This is a genomic window from Actinoplanes campanulatus, from assembly GCF_014647795.1.
Lineage (GTDB): Bacteria > Actinomycetota > Actinomycetes > Mycobacteriales > Micromonosporaceae > Actinoplanes > Actinoplanes campanulatus.
Map to the genome: position 1 here is coordinate 21,952 of NZ_BMPW01000035.1, position 15,830 is coordinate 37,781.

14 protein-coding genes are annotated in these 15,830 nt (G+C 70.3%); 8 read left to right on the forward strand and 6 right to left on the reverse strand.

What is annotated here, in order from left to right:
- Positions 1-64 precede the first annotated feature (64 nt).
- Positions 65-2,206 (reverse strand): transglycosylase domain-containing protein, encoded by a 2,142-nt coding sequence (locus tag IEZ13_RS42275; RefSeq protein ID WP_183227763.1) that lies wholly within the window; start codon positions 2,204-2,206, stop codon positions 65-67.
- Between the two features lie 83 nt (positions 2,207-2,289).
- On the opposite strand from IEZ13_RS42275, the gene cobC reads away from it, so the two are divergent.
- The 3 genes from cobC to cobA are packed head-to-tail and all read left to right on the forward strand — an operon-like array spanning position 2,290 to position 5,593.
- Entirely contained in the window at positions 2,290-3,342 is a 1,053-nt protein-coding gene (gene cobC, locus IEZ13_RS42280; protein WP_229795714.1) for an Rv2231c family histidinol phosphate aminotransferase CobC, read from the forward strand.
- Positions 3,339-4,391: a nicotinate-nucleotide--dimethylbenzimidazole phosphoribosyltransferase gene (cobT, locus tag IEZ13_RS42285; protein WP_183227761.1), complete on the forward strand. Its 1,053-nt coding sequence runs from the start codon at positions 3,339-3,341 to the stop codon at positions 4,389-4,391. The genes cobC and cobT overlap by 4 nt, the downstream gene beginning before the upstream one ends.
- Complete coding sequence (cobA, locus tag IEZ13_RS42290) at positions 4,388-5,593, forward strand: uroporphyrinogen-III C-methyltransferase (protein WP_183227760.1); 1,206 nt, start codon at positions 4,388-4,390, stop codon at positions 5,591-5,593. Before cobT ends, cobA begins: the two co-directional genes overlap by 4 nt.
- An 80-nt stretch (positions 5,594-5,673) precedes the next feature.
- Here cobA and IEZ13_RS42295 read toward each other — a convergent pair whose 3' ends face one another.
- On the reverse strand, positions 5,674-7,080 hold the full coding sequence (locus tag IEZ13_RS42295; RefSeq protein WP_183227759.1) for an alpha,alpha-trehalose-phosphate synthase (UDP-forming): 1,407 nt from the start codon (positions 7,078-7,080) through the stop codon (positions 5,674-5,676).
- A 138-nt stretch (positions 7,081-7,218) separates the two neighbouring features.
- Here IEZ13_RS42295 and IEZ13_RS42300 point away from each other — a divergent pair, with 138 nt between their 5' ends.
- From IEZ13_RS42300 to IEZ13_RS42320, 5 genes are all read left to right on the forward strand, one after another.
- Entirely contained in the window at positions 7,219-7,731 is a 513-nt protein-coding gene (locus IEZ13_RS42300) for a hypothetical protein (protein ID WP_229795716.1), read from the forward strand.
- Between the two features lie 95 nt (positions 7,732-7,826).
- Positions 7,827-9,503 carry an energy-dependent translational throttle protein EttA gene (ettA, locus tag IEZ13_RS42305; RefSeq protein WP_183227757.1) on the forward strand — a complete coding sequence of 559 codons (1,677 nt, stop codon included), beginning with the start codon at positions 7,827-7,829 and terminating at the stop codon, positions 9,501-9,503.
- Positions 9,496-9,909, forward strand: a complete 414-nt coding sequence (locus IEZ13_RS42310) for an acyl-CoA thioesterase (protein ID WP_183227756.1) — start codon at positions 9,496-9,498, stop codon at positions 9,907-9,909. Before ettA ends, IEZ13_RS42310 begins: the two co-directional genes overlap by 8 nt.
- Positions 9,906-10,565: a DUF8185 domain-containing protein gene (locus tag IEZ13_RS42315; RefSeq protein WP_183227755.1), complete on the forward strand. Its 660-nt coding sequence runs from the start codon at positions 9,906-9,908 to the stop codon at positions 10,563-10,565. Before IEZ13_RS42310 ends, IEZ13_RS42315 begins: the two co-directional genes overlap by 4 nt.
- A 129-nt stretch (positions 10,566-10,694) precedes the next feature.
- Positions 10,695-11,276: a type III secretion system chaperone family protein gene (locus tag IEZ13_RS42320; protein WP_183227754.1), complete on the forward strand. Its 582-nt coding sequence runs from the start codon at positions 10,695-10,697 to the stop codon at positions 11,274-11,276.
- A gap of 155 nt (positions 11,277-11,431) precedes the next feature.
- Here the strand turns inward: IEZ13_RS42320 and IEZ13_RS42325 are convergent, their stop codons facing one another.
- The 4 genes from IEZ13_RS42325 to IEZ13_RS42340 all read right to left on the reverse strand — a co-directional run bounded on the left by IEZ13_RS42325 (position 11,432) and on the right by IEZ13_RS42340 (position 15,718).
- Positions 11,432-12,700: a delta-60 repeat domain-containing protein gene (locus IEZ13_RS42325; protein WP_183227753.1), complete on the reverse strand. Its 1,269-nt coding sequence runs from the start codon at positions 12,698-12,700 to the stop codon at positions 11,432-11,434.
- A 63-nt stretch (positions 12,701-12,763) separates the two neighbouring features.
- The gene (locus tag IEZ13_RS42330; RefSeq protein WP_221246366.1) at positions 12,764-13,207 is read right to left on the reverse strand and encodes a globin; all 444 of its coding nucleotides are present in this window, start codon (positions 13,205-13,207) and stop codon (positions 12,764-12,766) included.
- The gene (locus IEZ13_RS42335; RefSeq protein ID WP_229795717.1) at positions 13,150-14,427 is read right to left on the reverse strand and encodes an MFS transporter; all 1,278 of its coding nucleotides are present in this window, start codon (positions 14,425-14,427) and stop codon (positions 13,150-13,152) included. The genes IEZ13_RS42330 and IEZ13_RS42335 overlap by 58 nt, the downstream gene beginning before the upstream one ends.
- Before the next feature lie 199 nt (positions 14,428-14,626).
- Entirely contained in the window at positions 14,627-15,718 is a 1,092-nt protein-coding gene (locus tag IEZ13_RS42340; RefSeq protein ID WP_183227750.1) for a mechanosensitive ion channel family protein, read from the reverse strand.
- Positions 15,719-15,830: the final 112 nt, after the last annotated feature.

Genomic DNA, 15,830 nt, shown 5'->3' on the forward strand with positions numbered 1-15,830 from the left:
TCCGCGGCTGAGGCGGCCTGCGACTGAGGCGGCCTGCGACTGAGGCTGGCCGGGGAGGGGATGGTCACCAGACGAGCTTGTCGGAGGGTGGGGTGAACTTGAGCTCGGGCTCGTCCTGGAGGGCGTCCCGCAAGGTCTGGGCGACCGTGTATTTCGACATGGTCGAGCGGCCCGAGCCGACCAGATGCTCCGGGTTGTCCGGGTCGGCGACGAAGGCGGAGGCCGCCAGCTGCGGGGTGTAACCGCTGAACCACGCGGTCTTGTTGCCGTCCGTCGTGCCGCTCTTGCCGGCGACCGGGCGCTGCAGGACGCCGTAGACCATCGTGGAGGTGCCCCCGCCGCAGCGGCCGCGCGCCGCGCCGTAACCGGTGACGCAGCGGGCCGCGTCGGTGGCCGCGCGCGCGACGGTGGCCTTGACGGCCTGGTGGCAGCGGGGTGCGGCGACCAGGCGTTCCTGGTAGACGGCGTGGGTTCCGTCGGGGTTGCGGATGCTGAGCACCGGCAGCGGTTCGCAGTAGCGGCCTTCCGCGGCCAGGGTGGCGAAGACGTTCGCCATCTCGACCGGGGTGGCGTCGCTGACACCCAGGGTGAAGGCGCCCCAGTCGGGGGCGTGTTCCTTGGTGGCGAGCTCCTTGTCGACGGCGGTGCGCCAGCGTAGCCCGAGGCGTTCCGCCATCCGCACCGCCTTGTCCGCGCCGACCCGCTGTTCCAGCTGTACGAAGTAGGTGTTGACCGATTTGCCGAAGCCGCTCCACATGGTCTGTGTGCCGGTCATCGACTCGCTGGAGTTCTTCGGGCACCAGTAGATGCCGCAGGTCGCCGGTCCGGGCGCGGTGATGTATTGGGAGACGAACCGTTGCGGCGCGTAGAAGGAGGTGGTCAGTGGCAGCCCGGCCTCCAGGGCGGCCAGCAGCGTGAAGATCTTGAAGGTGGACCCGGCCTGATATCCGGCCATGTCACCGCCCCCGAGCAGCGGGTTGACCGTGTTGGGGTAGTTGCCCTTCTCGTCGTCCTTCTTCCGCCAGTCGGTGTGCCGCCCGTTGTCCTCCTGGTCCAGCGAGTAGGTCCGGTTGACGGCCATGCTCAGCAGCCGTCCGGTGCCGGGCTGCACCACGACCTGTCCGTGGGCGAAGGGGCTGCCGCGGCCTTCCTTCTCCAGTACGTGCCGCAGCGCGTACCGCTGGATCTTGGGGTCTATGGAGGTGACCACCCGGTAGCCGCCGCGGCGCAGTTGGGCCTCGCGCTCCTGGGGATTGCTGCCGAAGGCGGGCTGCTCACGCCACCAGCTCTTGAAGTAGTCGCAGAAGAAGCCCCAGTCGTTGTGCTTCTCCGGCACCGAGACGCAGTCGTTGGGCGGCGTGCTCAGCTTGAGTCTGATCCTCGACCTGAGGGCGGTGGCGGCCTGCTCGGCGGTGATCGCGTTCATCTTCCGCATCTGCTCGATGACGTAGTTGCGCCGGTCCAGGGCGGCGCCCCGGTCGTTGGCCGCCGGGTCGTAGGCGGAGGGCGCCTTGACCAGCCCGGCGAGCAGTGCCGCCTCGGTGAGGGTGAGGTCGCGCGGCGCCTTGGAGAAGAAGACCTGGGAGGCGGCGAAGATGCCGTAGGCGCGATGCCCGAAGTAGGCGGCGTTGAGATAGCGCTCGAGGATCTCGTCCTTGCTGAGCCGCTGTTCCACCTCGATGGCGAGCCGCATCTCGCGCAGCTTGCGGGCGGCGGTCTGCTCGGTCGCCTTGAGCGCCTCGGTCGGGGTCTTGGCGCTGTCCCGCAGCGCCATCCGCACGTACTGCATGGTGAGTGTGGACGCGCCCTGGGCGACCCCGCCCGCTTGCTGGTTGGCGACGAAGGCCCGGGCCACCCCCTTGGGGTCGACGCCGTTGTGCTCGTAGAAGCGGGTGTCCTCGGAGGCCACGATCGCCTTGACCAGGTAGGGCGACATGTCGTCCAGGTCGGTGTGCTTGCGGTGCTCCTCGTAGAACATCGTGAGCAGCGTCTTGCCGTCGGCCGCGTAGACGTAGCTGGTCTGGGCCGGCGGTGTCTCGGTGAGCTGTTCCGGCATGTTCTCCAGCGCCTCGGTGCCGGCCTTGACCCCCATGCCGGCCAGCGCGGTGAAGGGGTAGGAGAGGCCGGCGAGGACCAGTCCGGCGATGAGCCCGGCCCGGATCAGCATGGCGACTTTTCCGGCTACGGTGAGGCGTCGGCTCGTCACTTCTCGAAGGTATGACAAAAAGCCTCATGTTTACCCGGAACGGCCGAAGTGTGGCGTGGTCGGCCGTCCGGCATGCTGAGCCCATGAGTTTCGACCTCGATCATCACGGCGACGCCGAGGTGGGGGCGGGCCTGATCGATCTCGCGGTCAACGTGCGGCACCAGGCCATGCCCGCCTGGCTGGCCGGGCCGATCGCGGAGTCGCTGGGCGCGCTCTCGGCGTACCCGGACGACCGCGCGGCCACCGCGGCCGTCGCGGCCCGGCACCGCCGGGATCCGGGCGAGGTGCTGCTCACCGCGGGCGCCGCCCAAGGGTTCGTGCTGCTCGCGCAGGCGTTGCGGGGTGCCCGGCGGCCGGTCGTGGTGCATCCGCAGTTCACCGAGCCGGAGGCGGCGCTGCGTAACGCCGGCCACCGGGTGGAGCGGGTCATCCTGCGTGAATCGGACGGCTTCCGGCTCGATCCGGGCCTGGTTCCGGACGACTCCGACCTGGTCTTCGTCGGCAACCCGACCAACCCCACCTCGGTCCTGCACCCTGCCGCCGACGTGGCGAAACTGGCTCGCCCGGGCCGTGTGCTGGTGGTCGACGAGGCGTTCGCCGACACCACCTTCCGGCCGGGCGTGCCGGGTGAGCCGGAGTCCCTGGCCGGGCGCCGCGACCTGCCCGGTCTGGTGGTGCTGCGCAGCCTCACCAAGACCTGGGGCCTGGCCGGCCTACGTATCGGCTACCTGCTCGGGCCGGCCGATCTGCTGCGCCGGCTGGCCGCCGCGCAACCACTGTGGGCGGTCTCCACGCCGGCGCTCGCCGCGGCCGCCGCCTGCGCCTCGCCGGTCGCTGTCGCGACCGAGCGGGAGATCGCGGCGGCGCTCGCCGCCGAGCGTGCCCATCTGGTGGAACGGTTGCGGCGAGTGCCGAGCGTCACGGTTCCGGGCGACCCGGCCTCCGCGTTCGTTCCGGTACGCCTCCCCGCCGCCGATCAGGTACGCGCTGAGCTGCGCCGACGTGGCTACGCGGTGCGCCGTGGCGACACCTTCCCGGGGCTGGGCCTCGACTGGCTCCGGATTGCGGTGCGCGACACTGCCACCACTGACGGATTCGTGCAGACTCTGACCGATGTGATCGAGGAGCGACCGTGACGCTGGAGACCACCCTGGCGGCCATCCGGCCCGCCGACGACGGGGCCATGACCGCCGCCCGCGAGTTGCAGGCCCGGCTCACCAAGCCGGCCGGCTCGCTGGGCGTGCTGGAGGAGCTGTCGGTGCGCCTCGCCGGGCTGGCCGGGGTGTGCCCGCCGCCGTTGCCGGAGCCGGCCACCGTCGCGGTCTTCGCCGGCGACCACGGGGTGCACGCCCAGCGGGTGACGCCGTGGCCGCAGGAGGTCACCGCCCAGATGGTGGCGAACTTCGTGGCCGGCGGCGCGGTGGTCAACGCGTTCGCCCGGCAGGCCGGCGCGGACGTCATGGTGGTCGACGTCGGCGTGGCCATCCCGCTGCACGGCGGGCCGAACCTGCTGGACGCGAACGTGCGGCGTGGCACCCGGGACATGACGGCCGGCCCGGCGCTCACCCGTGAGGAGGCGCTGGCCGCCGTCGAGGTCGGCATCCAGGTCGCCACGACCCTGGTCGACCAGGGCGCCCGCGCGCTGCTCACCGGCGACATGGGCATCGCCAACACGACCCCGGCGGCGACGCTGATCGCCGTGTTCACCGGCGCGTCCGCGGCGGCGGCGACCGGGCGGGGCACCGGCGTCGACGACGAGACGTACCAGCACAAGATCTCCGTGGTGGCGGCCGCCCTCGAGCGGCATGCGCCCGACCCCGCCGACCCACTGGGCGTGCTCGCCGCGGTCGGCGGTCTGGAGCACGCCGCGCTGACCGGGTTCATCCTGGGCGCCGCCGCGCGTCGCGTACCGGTGATCGTCGACGGTGTGATCGCGGCGTCGGCCGCGGTCGCGGCGGCGGCCTTCGCCCCGGATTCGGTGGCCGCCATGGTCGCCGGGCACCGTTCCGCCGAGCCGGGCGCCGGAGTGGCGCTCACCCACCTCGGCCTTGACCCGTTGCTCGACCTGGGCATGCGCCTCGGCGAGGGCAGCGGCGCGGTGTTGGCCCTGCCCGTCGTGTCGGCCGCGGTCCGCGTGCTGCACGAGGTGGCGACGTTCGATTCAGCGGGAGTGTCCGAGAAGTGAGCATCTATCCGTTGGGTCTGCGGATCGAGGGACGCCGTGTGCTGGTGGTCGGCGGTGGCACGGTCGCCACCCGCCGGGTGCCGGCGCTGATCGCGGCGGGCGCCCGGGTCGAGATCGTGGCGCCGGAGCTGACCCCCACGCTCCAGGGGCACGTCGATGCCGGCCGGGCCGTCTGGACGCCGCGGCGCTTCGCGCCCGCCGACGTCGAGGGCGCGTGGCTGGTCCATGTCGCGATCGACGATCCGGAGGCGGCGGCTCAGGTCAGCCTGGCGGCCGAGGAACACCGGATCTTCTGCGTACGGGCGGACGACCGGGACGCGGCGACGGCCTGGACCCCGGCCGTCACCCGGCACGGTCAGGTGACCGTGGCGGTCACCGACGGTGGCGACCGTCGCCGTGCCATGGCGGTGCGCGACATGGTGGCCGGCGTGCTGGAGGCCACCCCACCGGCCGCGCCCGAGCTCAAGGGGGTGGCCCTGGTCGGGGCCGGCCCCGGCGACCCCGAGCTGATCACGGTGAAGGGCCGCCGCCTGCTCGCCGCCGCCGACGTGGTGGTGGCCGACCGGCTGATCCCCGGCATGCTCCTCGGCGAGCTGCGTCCCGAGGTCGAGCTGATCGACGCCGCCAAGATCCCGTACGGTCCGCAGGCCGCCCAGGAGGAGATCAACCGCATCCTGGTGGACCGGGCGAGCCAGGGGCGGTTCGTGGTCCGGCTCAAGGGCGGCGACAACTTCGTCTTCGGCCGTGGCGGCGAGGAGGCGCTCGCGTGCGCCCGGGCCGGTGTGCCGGTGCTGGTCGTTCCCGGGGTGACCAGCTCGATCGCGGCGCCCGCCCTGGCCGGCATCCCGGTCACCCACCGCGGGGTGGCGCACGAGTTCACGGTCATCTCCGGCCACATCCCGCCGGACCACCCGGACACGCTCGTCGACTGGGCGGCGCTGGCCCGGATGCGCGGCACCGTCGTGGTGATGATGGGCCTGAGGAACCTGCCGAAGATCGCGGAGCGGCTGATCGCCGAGGGCCGCTCGGCGGACACCCCGGTCGCGGTCGTGCAGGAGGGGTCGACGGCCCACCAGCGGTCGCTGACCAGCACGCTCGGCGCGGTGGCCGAGGCAACCGCGGCGGCGGGCATCCGGACTCCGGCGGTCGTCGTGATCGGCGACGTCGTCACGGTCGGGGAGGGTCTGACGCTGAGCGGCTAGCCGGCTCCGCTTCGAGCTGTAGCGCGCGTCACTCGTACCGGAAGAAGGGACGCCGGGCCGAAACGGCCCGGCGCCCGATCTCAATCTTCGGCCTTCTCGTCGTCGATGTTGAGCTCGTCGAGGAACGACTTCGCCCACCGGGCGACGTCGTGGGTCCGCAGATGGCGCTGCATGACCCGCATCCGGCGCTTGAGCTCCGGCCGTTCGGCGCCGACCGCCCGCAACAGCGCGTCCTTCACCCCGTCCGGGTCGTGCGGGTTGCAGAGGAACGCCTGGCGCAGCTCGGTGGCGGCGCCCGCGAACTCGCTGAGCACCAGCGCGCCGCCGGTGTCGCCGCGGCAGGCGATGTACTCCTTGGCGACCAGGTTCATCCCGTCGCGCAGCGGGGTCACCATCATCACGTCGGCCGCCGCGTACATCGCGGCCAGCTCCTGTTTGCTGACCGACTGGTGCAGGTAGTGCACGGCCGGCGTGCCGACCCGGCCGAACTCGCCGTTGATCCGGCCGACCTCGCGCTCCACCCGCACCCGCAGCGTCTGGTAGTGCTCGACCCGCTCCCGGCTCGGCGTGGCGACCTGCACCATCACCGCCTCACCGACGTTGAGCTTGCCGTCGGCGAGCAGTTCGCGGAACGCCTTGAGGCGCAGCTCGATGCCCTTGGTGTAGTCCAGCCGGTCGACGCCGAGCACGATGGTCTTCGGATCACCCAGCTCGGCCCGGATCTGCTTGGCCCGGGCCTGCACCGCCGGGTCGGCGGCGAGCTTCTCCATGTCGGCGGTGTCGATGCTGATCGGGAAGGCGCCGGCCTTGACCCGCCGGCCGTCCACCTGGATCGACTGGCCCTCGTAGCGCAGCCCGAGCAGATGCCGGGCCAGGCGGACGAAGTTCTGTGCGGCCAGCCGCTGCTGGAAGCCGACCAGGTCGGCGCCGAGCAGCCCGCGCAGGACCTCGGCCCGGAACGGCATCTGCATGAACAGCTCGATCGGTGGAAACGGGATGTGCAGGAAGAACCCGATCCGCAGGTCCGGGCGCATCTCCCGGAGCATGGCCGGGACCAGCTGCAACTGGTAGTCCTGCACCCAGACGGTGGCGCCCTCGGCGGCCACCTCCGCGGCGGCCTGCGCGAACCGGTGGTTGACCACCCGGTACGTCTCCCGCCAGCGTCGCTTGTAGACGGGCGTCTCCACCGCGTCGTGGTAGAGCGGCCAGATCGTCGCGTTGGACTGACCCTCGTAGTAGCGCTCCAGCTCTTCGGCGCTGAGCGGAACGGGGTGGATGTGGATGCCCTCGAGATCGAACGGCTCGGGCGCTGGGCCGTCCCCGCCGGCCCAGCCGATCCAGGTGCCGCGGTGCTGGGCCAGCACCGGATGCAGGGCCGTGACCAGGCCACCCGGACTGGGTCGCCACTGCTTCTCACCGTCCGGCGTAGTTACCTCGTCCACGGGCAGACGGTTGGCGACGACGACGAAGGAACTTCGTTGGGCCACGCTGAGTACACCTCCGAGTGGTTTCTGTTCCCAAGGTGAGCCTACTGTGTGTAAGCTCCCGCTCTCTCACCACCTCCGCTCGGCCGCCCGGGCCGATGCGTGATGGACCCGCCGGGAACCGGGTGTCATCCTGTGCCGGTGACACCGCTCGATGATCATTCCCAGCGACGGCGGCCGTTGTTCATCCCTGTGGTGATCGCCACGGCGGTGCTGACGGTCGGCGGCTTGGTCACCGGGTATCTGCTTTCCCGCGGCCGTGAGCCGAAGAACCCAGAACCGGGCATTTCGCAGGGGCCCAGCCTGCTGGCGGTGGGGCCGTTGTGCCGGCCGGAGACGCAGGCGATGGGGGAGAAGGCGGGCGCCGTCGGCGAGCTGCGCCAGGTGCTGCGCGTGCGGACCGAGAGCCGTACGGTCGTCTGGATCTGTCAGGACGAGGAGGCGCAGCTCTACTACCACGCCAACAAGGGCGGCGGTGAGGCCAAGTGGGTCGAGAACAAGACGGCGCTGTTCCTCGCCGACGTGCGGCACAACGACGCCGGTGAGTTCTGGGCCGCGGCCGAGGACGGCGCGATCTTCGTGGTGACCGCCGACAAGCTGATCATCACGCACGAGGACGGCCGGGCCGAGGAACAGGACGTCGTCCCGGAGTGACAGCCGGGGTTGTCGTTCGCCGCTCGCGGGCAGGTGGAAAGATTGTCCTTTGATCCCGGCACCGAAAACCCACGATCTCGGAGGTAGGGCACACCGTGGCCCAGTTCATCTACGTCCTGGAGAAGGCGCGTAAGGCGCACGGCGACAAGGTCGTGCTCGACAACGTGACGCTGAACTTCCTGCCAGGCGTCAAGATCGGTGTGGTCGGCCCGAACGGCGCCGGTAAGTCCAGCCTGCTGAAGATCATGGCCGGCCTGGACACGCCGAGCAACGGCGAGGCCCGGCTCATGCCCGGTTACACGGTCGGCATGCTCGCGCAGGAGCCGCCGCTGAACGAGGAGAAGACGGTCCTCGGCAACATCGAGGAAGCGGTCGCGGAGACCAAGGCCAAGCTCGAGCGGTTCAACAAGATCGCCGAGCAGATGGCCACCGACTACACCGACGAGCTGATGGAGGAGATGGGCAAGCTCCAGGAGGAGCTGGACCACTCCAACGCGTGGGACATCGACGCCCAGCTCGAGCTCGCGATGGACGCGCTGCGCTGCCCGCCGCCGGACGCCGACGTCACCCAGCTCTCCGGTGGTGAGCGCCGCCGCGTCGCGCTCTGCAAGCTGCTGCTCGAGGCGCCCGACCTGCTGCTGCTCGACGAGCCGACCAACCACCTCGACGCCGAGAGTGTGAACTGGCTGGAGCAGCACCTGTCCAAGTACGCCGGCACGGTCATCGCGATCACCCACGACCGGTACTTCCTGGACAACGTCGCCACCTGGATCCTCGAACTGGACCGCGGTCACGCGTACCCGTACGAGGGCAACTATTCCACCTACCTCGACAAGAAGGCCGCCCGCCTCGCGGTGCAGGGCCGCAAGGACCAGAAGCTGCAGAGGCGCCTCACCGAGGAGCTCGAGTGGGTCCGGTCCAACGCCAAGGCCCGGCAGACCAAGAGCAAGGCCCGTCTCGAGCGGTACGAGGAGATGGCCACCGAGGCGGAGAAGACCCGGAAGCTGGACTTCGAGGAGATCCAGATCCCGCCGGGCCCGCGTCTCGGCAACACCGTCATCGAGGCGAAGGACCTGGTCAAGGGCTTCGACGGCCGTACCCTGATCGATGATCTGTCGTTCTCGCTGCCGCGCAACGGCATCGTCGGCATCATCGGCCCGAACGGCGTCGGCAAGACCACGCTCTTCAAGACCATCGTCGGGCTGGAGCAGGCGGACGCTGGTTCGGTCCGGGTCGGTGAGACGGTCAAGCTGTCCTACGTCGACCAGAACCGGGCCGGCCTGGACGGCAGCAAGACCGTCTGGGAGGTCGTCTCCGACGGTCTCGACTACATGATGGTCGGCAAGGTCGAGATGCCGTCCCGCGCCTACGTGGCCGCCTTCGGCTTCAAGGGCCCGGACCAGCAGAAACCGGTCAAGGTGCTCTCCGGTGGCGAGCGGAACCGGCTCAACCTCGCGATGACGCTGAAGATCGGCGGCAACGTGATCCTGCTCGACGAGCCGACCAACGACCTGGACGTGGAGACGCTCTCCAGCCTGGAGAACGCGCTGCTCGAGTTCCCCGGCTGCGCCGTGGTCATCTCCCACGACCGGATGTTCCTGGACCGGGTCACCACGCACATGCTGGCCTGGGAGGGCACCGACGAGGACCCGGACAAGTGGTTCTGGTTCGAGGGCAACTTCGAGGCGTACGAGAAGAACAAGATCGACCGGTTGGGCGCCGAGGCGGCCCGACCGCACCGGGTGACCTACCGCAAGCTCACCCGTGACTGAGCGTTTCATCTACGACGTGCCCGTGCGCTGGTCCGACATGGACGCGTACGGGCACGTCAACAACGCGCGCTTCCTCACTCTCTACGAGGAGGCGCGGGTGGCGATGTTCTTCGTCGGGGCCCGGGCGCACGGCCTGGGCTCCTTCGAGGAGGGCATCGTGATCGCCCGCCACGAGATCGACTACGTGCGGCCGATCGACTTCGGCGACCCGGTCCGCATCGAGATGTGGGTCTCCGAGCTGCGGGCCGCGGCGTTCACGGTCTCCTACGAGCTCTTCGACGACGGTGTGCTGGCCAGCCGGGCGAAATCCGTGTGTGTGCCGTACAACCTGGTCAAGGGGCATCCGCGCCGGCTCTCCGACGCCGAGCGGGAGTTCCTGGCGCCGTACGTCGAGGATCGGTCATGAGTTCCCACGGCCTGCTCGGGGTTCCCGATGCGGGCGCGTTCCTGGCGCGGCTCACCCGGCTCGATCCGGCCGCGCCGGTCCGGCTCCGGTCGTCCGGCGGGCGGACCGCACTCTGGGCCCGCCTCCCCTGGGAGGTGCTGGTCACCCGTGAGGTGGCCGGCCCCGGACCGGGCGATGCCACGGTCTCCGCCGCCGACCTGCTGGCCGTGCTGGCCGCCGGCGGGGAGTCCCTGCCGGAGCGCCGGGACACGCAGTGGCGGTGGCCGCTGCCGCCGGCCGCCAGCCGGGCCGTCGAGTCGATCTCCGCCGCTGAGCTGACTCGGTTGGCCGCGGCGGCCGCCGGGACTCTGCGGGAGGTCGCGTCGGGCGGCTTCCCGGGCCGGGCGGTCGGGCAGCGTGCGGTTCGCGACGCGCTCCTGGATCACGTCGCGTTGGTCGTCACGCCCGAGGACGGCGCGCCCGTACAGATCTCCCAACGTCTCGTCCAGGCGGTCGCCCGGATGGGTTTCCTCGGTCCGCGGAACGCGGATCCGGCGGAGGTGAGGGTTCGGGTGGCCGGCGGCTGGGTGGGAATTTCTGCACCATATGGAGTAGCTTGGCGACAGAGCGTTCACAAATTGACCGTTATGCCGATGGTGAGTCACCCGAAAGGGTGACGCCACCTCGTTCTTCCGGCTCCGCCCTCTCGTTAGGGGGATGACCTTCAGGAACGGTACGGGTACCGTCTGCCCTCGGATCCACTGCAACACCCGGCTCTGGGTCTGTTGGGGAGTGAGGTGCACACGATGCCGTGGTGGTCATGGCGTCCGGGATCGGCTGCGAGCAATGAGCCGGATACCGGTGGCGAGGTGGCGGTGCAGAGCACCGTTCGCGTCGGTGTCCCGGCCCAGCGCGAGCCGAGCCGCTCCGGAGTTCCGTCCGAACTGTCCGCGACCGGATCGTCCGATCTGGTCATACCGGTGCAGCTCGCGCGTGTCGGTAAGGCGCTCGATCTGCTCGACATCCGGTTCCTCGCCGACGGCGGCGGCAGCCTCCTGGCGATGTGGGAGCGGCACGCCGTGCTGTTCACCCTGGAGGGACCGGACGACGAGATCCTGGTGATGCGGGCCCGCCCGCACGCGACGGTCCCGCCGGACTGGGCCGACCGCGCCTACCGGGTGGTCAACGAGTGGAACCACACACGCCGCTTCTGCAAGGCCTACGTGGGTGACCCCACCGAGCGGGGCCAGCTCCCGATCTACGCGGAGCTCCAGGTCCCCCTCGCCGCGGGCGTCCACGACACCCTGCTGGTCGAGCTGCTCGACTGCGGCGCCGCGGTCGCCACCTCCTTCGTGGACTGGCTACACGACGAAGGCGCTTTGCTTTAATTGCTTCGCTTCGCTCCGCGGCGATTCGCCTTGTAACCGGTGACTTGGGGCTCGGTTTTCCGCCACCGCAAACCCCGCGGCGTCGAAAAACCGAGCCCCAAGTCACCGGCGGCGAATCGCGGGCACCCCAAGTCACCGGCGGTACATCGCGGGTTCTAGCGCAAGGGGAACATGCCGATCCGGCCGTGGAATTCGCGGCCCAGCTGGTCGGTGTCCGAGCCGACGAGCAGGCCGTCCGGGGTGACCAGGAAGGTTCGCACGCCGACGCCCCGCGACCGGGTGGGGTTCCACTCCAGGGCCTTGCCGGTGCCCGGGCTGACCGCGCCGATACCGGGCCGGGAGACCGCGCCCGGCCCCGGTCCGTTGCCGTCCGTGCCGTACGGGTTGTCGAACCACCGCTGGTGCCCGCCCAGGTAGACGGCCGGCCCGGTGATCGCCACGGCGTACAGGGAGTCGCCGCCGGTGCGCTGCACCCACGTCGGGTTCAGCCGTCCGGTGGCCCGGACCTCGAACCGGGCGGCCGAGTCGCACAGCTTCTGCGCCGATGACGCCCGGCCGGTCGCGGCCACCACGACGTACGAGCCGTCCGGTGAGAATTTCACCTGCCGCAGGTAGGTGTCGAAGCCCTTCATGCAGGTCGGCTTGAACGCGTCGGTGTACCAGTTGACCAGGCCGGCCCCGGAGCCGCCGACGTCGAACTGCGCGATCTGGGTGCGGTCCGCGCCGTTCGACCGCAGGAAGGCGCCGACCGCGATCAGCCGGTTGCCGTCCGGTGAGACGTCGAAGTGCTCCACCCGGACCCGTTTGAGGCCCGGCCCGGCCAGCCGCGCGTCGAAGCCCTGGTCCACCGAACCGGTTTCGCCGTTGAGCCGGACCAGCCCGAGCCGCTGCACCCCGTTGACCGCCGAGAACGTGCCACCCGCGTAGAGCCGCTCACCCCGGCTGACCAGTGCCCGGATGTCACCCCAGTTGACCCGGGCGTTGAAGGAGCCGTACCGGGTGTTGTCACGCAGCGACATCCGGGCGAGACCGCGCTGTTGCGCCCCGTTGACGGTCTTGAACGCGCCACCCATGTACACCGAGTGGTCGGGCCCGGCGGCCAGCGAGTAGACCGCGCCGTCCACCTGCGGGGCGAAGGTCCGGATCGCGCCGTCGTTCAGCCCGAACGCGAAGATGTTCTTCCGCTCGTAGGTCTGCCGGCGGCTGCTGTCGGCCACCTTGGTGAAGGCCCCGCCGACCACCACCGTGTCGCCGACCAGCGCCAGCGACCACACCGTCCCGTCGAGCACGTGTGGCGTCCAGTCCACCGGATCATCGGAGACCACCGACGGGTGCGCGCGGTCGGCCGTGGCCGGCACGGTATCGATCAGCGCCGGAACGGCGACGACCGCGACAGCGGCGGCAGCGAGCAGGCGACGGCGCATGAGATGGCTCCCGAGATCGTTAGTGACAATACGATCAACGAGCCATCGCCGGTCGCGACACTGTCAGTGGGCGGGCTCCGCGCTATCCATCGTGTTCACCATGAAATGTGCCGCTCGCTCGAGATAGTCCCAGAGCTCCGCCTCGTACGGCGCGGGCAGTTCGAGTGAGTCGACCGCCACCCGCATGTGCCGCAGCCAGGCGTCGCGGGCCTCCGCGTCGACCCGGAACGGCGCGTGCCGCATCCGCAGCCGGGGATGCCCGCGACTGTCCGAGTACGTGCTGGGGCCACCCCAGTACTGGATGAGGAAGAGCGTGAACCGGTCGGCGGCCGGCCCCAGGTCGTCCTCCGGATACATCGGGCGCAGCAGCGGGTCTTCCGCGACGCCTTCGTAGAACTTGTCCACGAGGCGCCGGAACGTGGGTTCGCCGCCGACGGCTTCGAAGAAGGTCACCTCTCCATCCTGCCAGCACCCGCGGCGGGTTCCGGCAGGCCCTGGCGTGGCCAGGACAGAACGATGAGAAGCATCACGACGGCGCCGCCGATGCTCCACAGCCCGACCACGAGCGGCAGCCGGAAATGGTCGGCCAGAAGCCCGGTGACGATGACGGCGGTGAACTGGGTGACCTGCACCCCGCTGCCGACGACCCCGAAGGCGCGGGCCCGGTAGCCGTCCGGCACGGCCAGCGTGAAGTTCGCGTTGAGGGTCGGCAGCAGCGCGCCCTGGGTCAGTCCGGAGAGCATCACCAGCGCCGCCACGAACGGCGCCGGCGGCCCGAAGATCGACGGCACGAGAAGCAACGGCATGGACACCGCGAGGTACGGGACGAGCCGTGCCCGGCGGTGGGCGGGCACGAGCCGGCTGAACAGGATGCCGCCCAGTACGAACCCGAACGGCCCGGCCGCCATGATCAGGCCCTGGTCGAGGTTCGACGAGCTGTGGCCGGGGGTGCCCTCGACGGCCCAGGCCGCGGCGAGCCCCTCCGGGACGATGGCGAAGACGGTGACCGTGAACACCACGGTAACGATGGAGCGCAGCAGCGGATGGGAGAAGACCAGCCGGAACCCCTCGCCGGTCTCGCGCAGCAGGTGGGTCCGTCCGCTGTCCGGGTTCGTGGCCGGCCGGGGCCGCACCCCGGACGCCACCAGCAGCGCCGAGAACAGGAAGGTCAGGACGTCCAGGCCGAGGGCGATCCGCGGGGTGAGGGCGACGGCCAGGGTGGCGCCGGCCAGGTAGCCGACCACCTGGGCGGTCTGGCTCGCGGTCTGCTGGAGCGCGGTGGCCAGTGGCAGCCGCTCCCGCCCGACCAGCTCCGGCAGCAGCGCCGAGCGGGCCGCCTGCGCGGGCGGCGCGGCGAGCCCGGCCAGCAGCAGGATGAGCAGCATCAACGGCACCGGCATGTGCGGCACCAGCAGCAGCGCGATCAGCGCCATCCGGGTCAGGTCCGCGACGATCATGACCCGGCGGTACGGGTACCGCTCAGCGATCGCGGACAGCAGTGGCCCGACGATCCAGGGCAGGAAGCCGACCGCGAACGAGGCCGCGGAGAGCAGCACCGACTGGCTCTTGTGGTAGACCAGCACCGTCACCGCGGCCCGGGACAGGTAGTCGCCTAGCCAGTTGATCAGGGTTGCGAGATAGACCGCGCGGTACTCACGGAGGCGGAAGAGGCTTCGGAAAGTAGCGTTCCCCCCACTGTGTGTAGCCGTTCTGGGGTCGTTCGCCACCGAAGCCTCCATCGCTTTCGACGATCGCCGAAGCACGACGAAGGCCGTGCGCGCCCGCTGATCTTCGGGGGATGGGCGCGCGGCATGAGCAGAATCTGTAGCGGATTCTGCCCGATCGTCCTAGTCGATGCTAGTGAAGTCGAGTCGAAGATTGGCCGTTCGGGCGAGGTGGAATCGGGTCCTGTGCTTTATCTGCTGGTCAGGTGGCTCCGCCTGGCCGCTGCGGGTCGGTCGGGGTAGGCGAGGAATTCTCGCCGCCACCGAGCCACGCGGGCGGAACGGCGCTGCGCGGCAGGAGCCGGGACGCCGCGATCCGCTCGGACAGCCCCGAGGTCTCCAGTGCCTCGGTCAGCGCCCGGCGCAGATCCCGCTGGATCACCACCTGACTGTCCGCGGTGGTCTTGGCGATCGTTCGGATCACCGCGCCGTCCACGGTGAGCTGTTCGACGCCGATCACCTCCGGCGGCTCCAGGAACTCGGTCTGGTGCTCCGGCTCGGTCGCCACCGACCCGGCGGCGGTCCTCAGTACGGCGACCGCCTCCTCCGAGCTGACGAAGCCGATCGGGATGTCGATCACGACCATCGCCCAGCCCTGGCTCTTGTTGCCGACCCGGACGATCTCACCGTTGCGGATGTACCACAGCACACCCCGGGCGTCGCGGACCGTGGTGATCCGCAGCCCGACGCTCTCCACCACACCGGTCGCCTCGCCCAGGTCGACCGTGTCGCCCACGCCGTACTGATCCTCCAGCAGCATGAACAGGCCGGCGATCAGATCCTTGACCAGACTCTGCGCGCCGAAGCCGAGCGCCACACCGACGATGCCGGCGCTGGCCAGCAGCGGTCCCAGGTTGAAGCCGAGCTCACCCATCACCAGCAGCGCGGCCATCGTGAAGACCACCGCGCTGACGAAACTGCGCAGCACCGAACCGATCGCCTCGGCCCGCTGCCGGCGCCGCTCCGGGATGAACTGTCCCTCCTCGGCGGTGACCGTCACCTTCTCCCTGAGCGGCCTCAGCAGCGCCGGCATCGACGCGCGCGAGGTGCTCGACGCCAGCCGGGAGATGGCGCGGTGCAGCAGCCACCGGATGAGCATCGCGACCAGAATGATCCCGATGATCCGCAGTGGCTTGATGACCACCACGTAGCTGCTGTTGCCCAGCCACTGGCTGCCGGTCCAGTCGACGATCCGGTCACAGAGCACGTTCTCGTCGCACGCCTTCTTGACGTCGGGACTCGAGTAGTAGTCCGGCGTCGAGGGCGAAGGTGAGGGGGGAGCTAAGAGGAACACGGGGACAGAAGCTACCGGGTCCGGCCGGGTGAAGACCTCTGACGTTTACCGCGTAGCCACAGATTGTGCTCGCAATTTGGTTATTCATCAGGGACTATTGGCGCACGGGTCC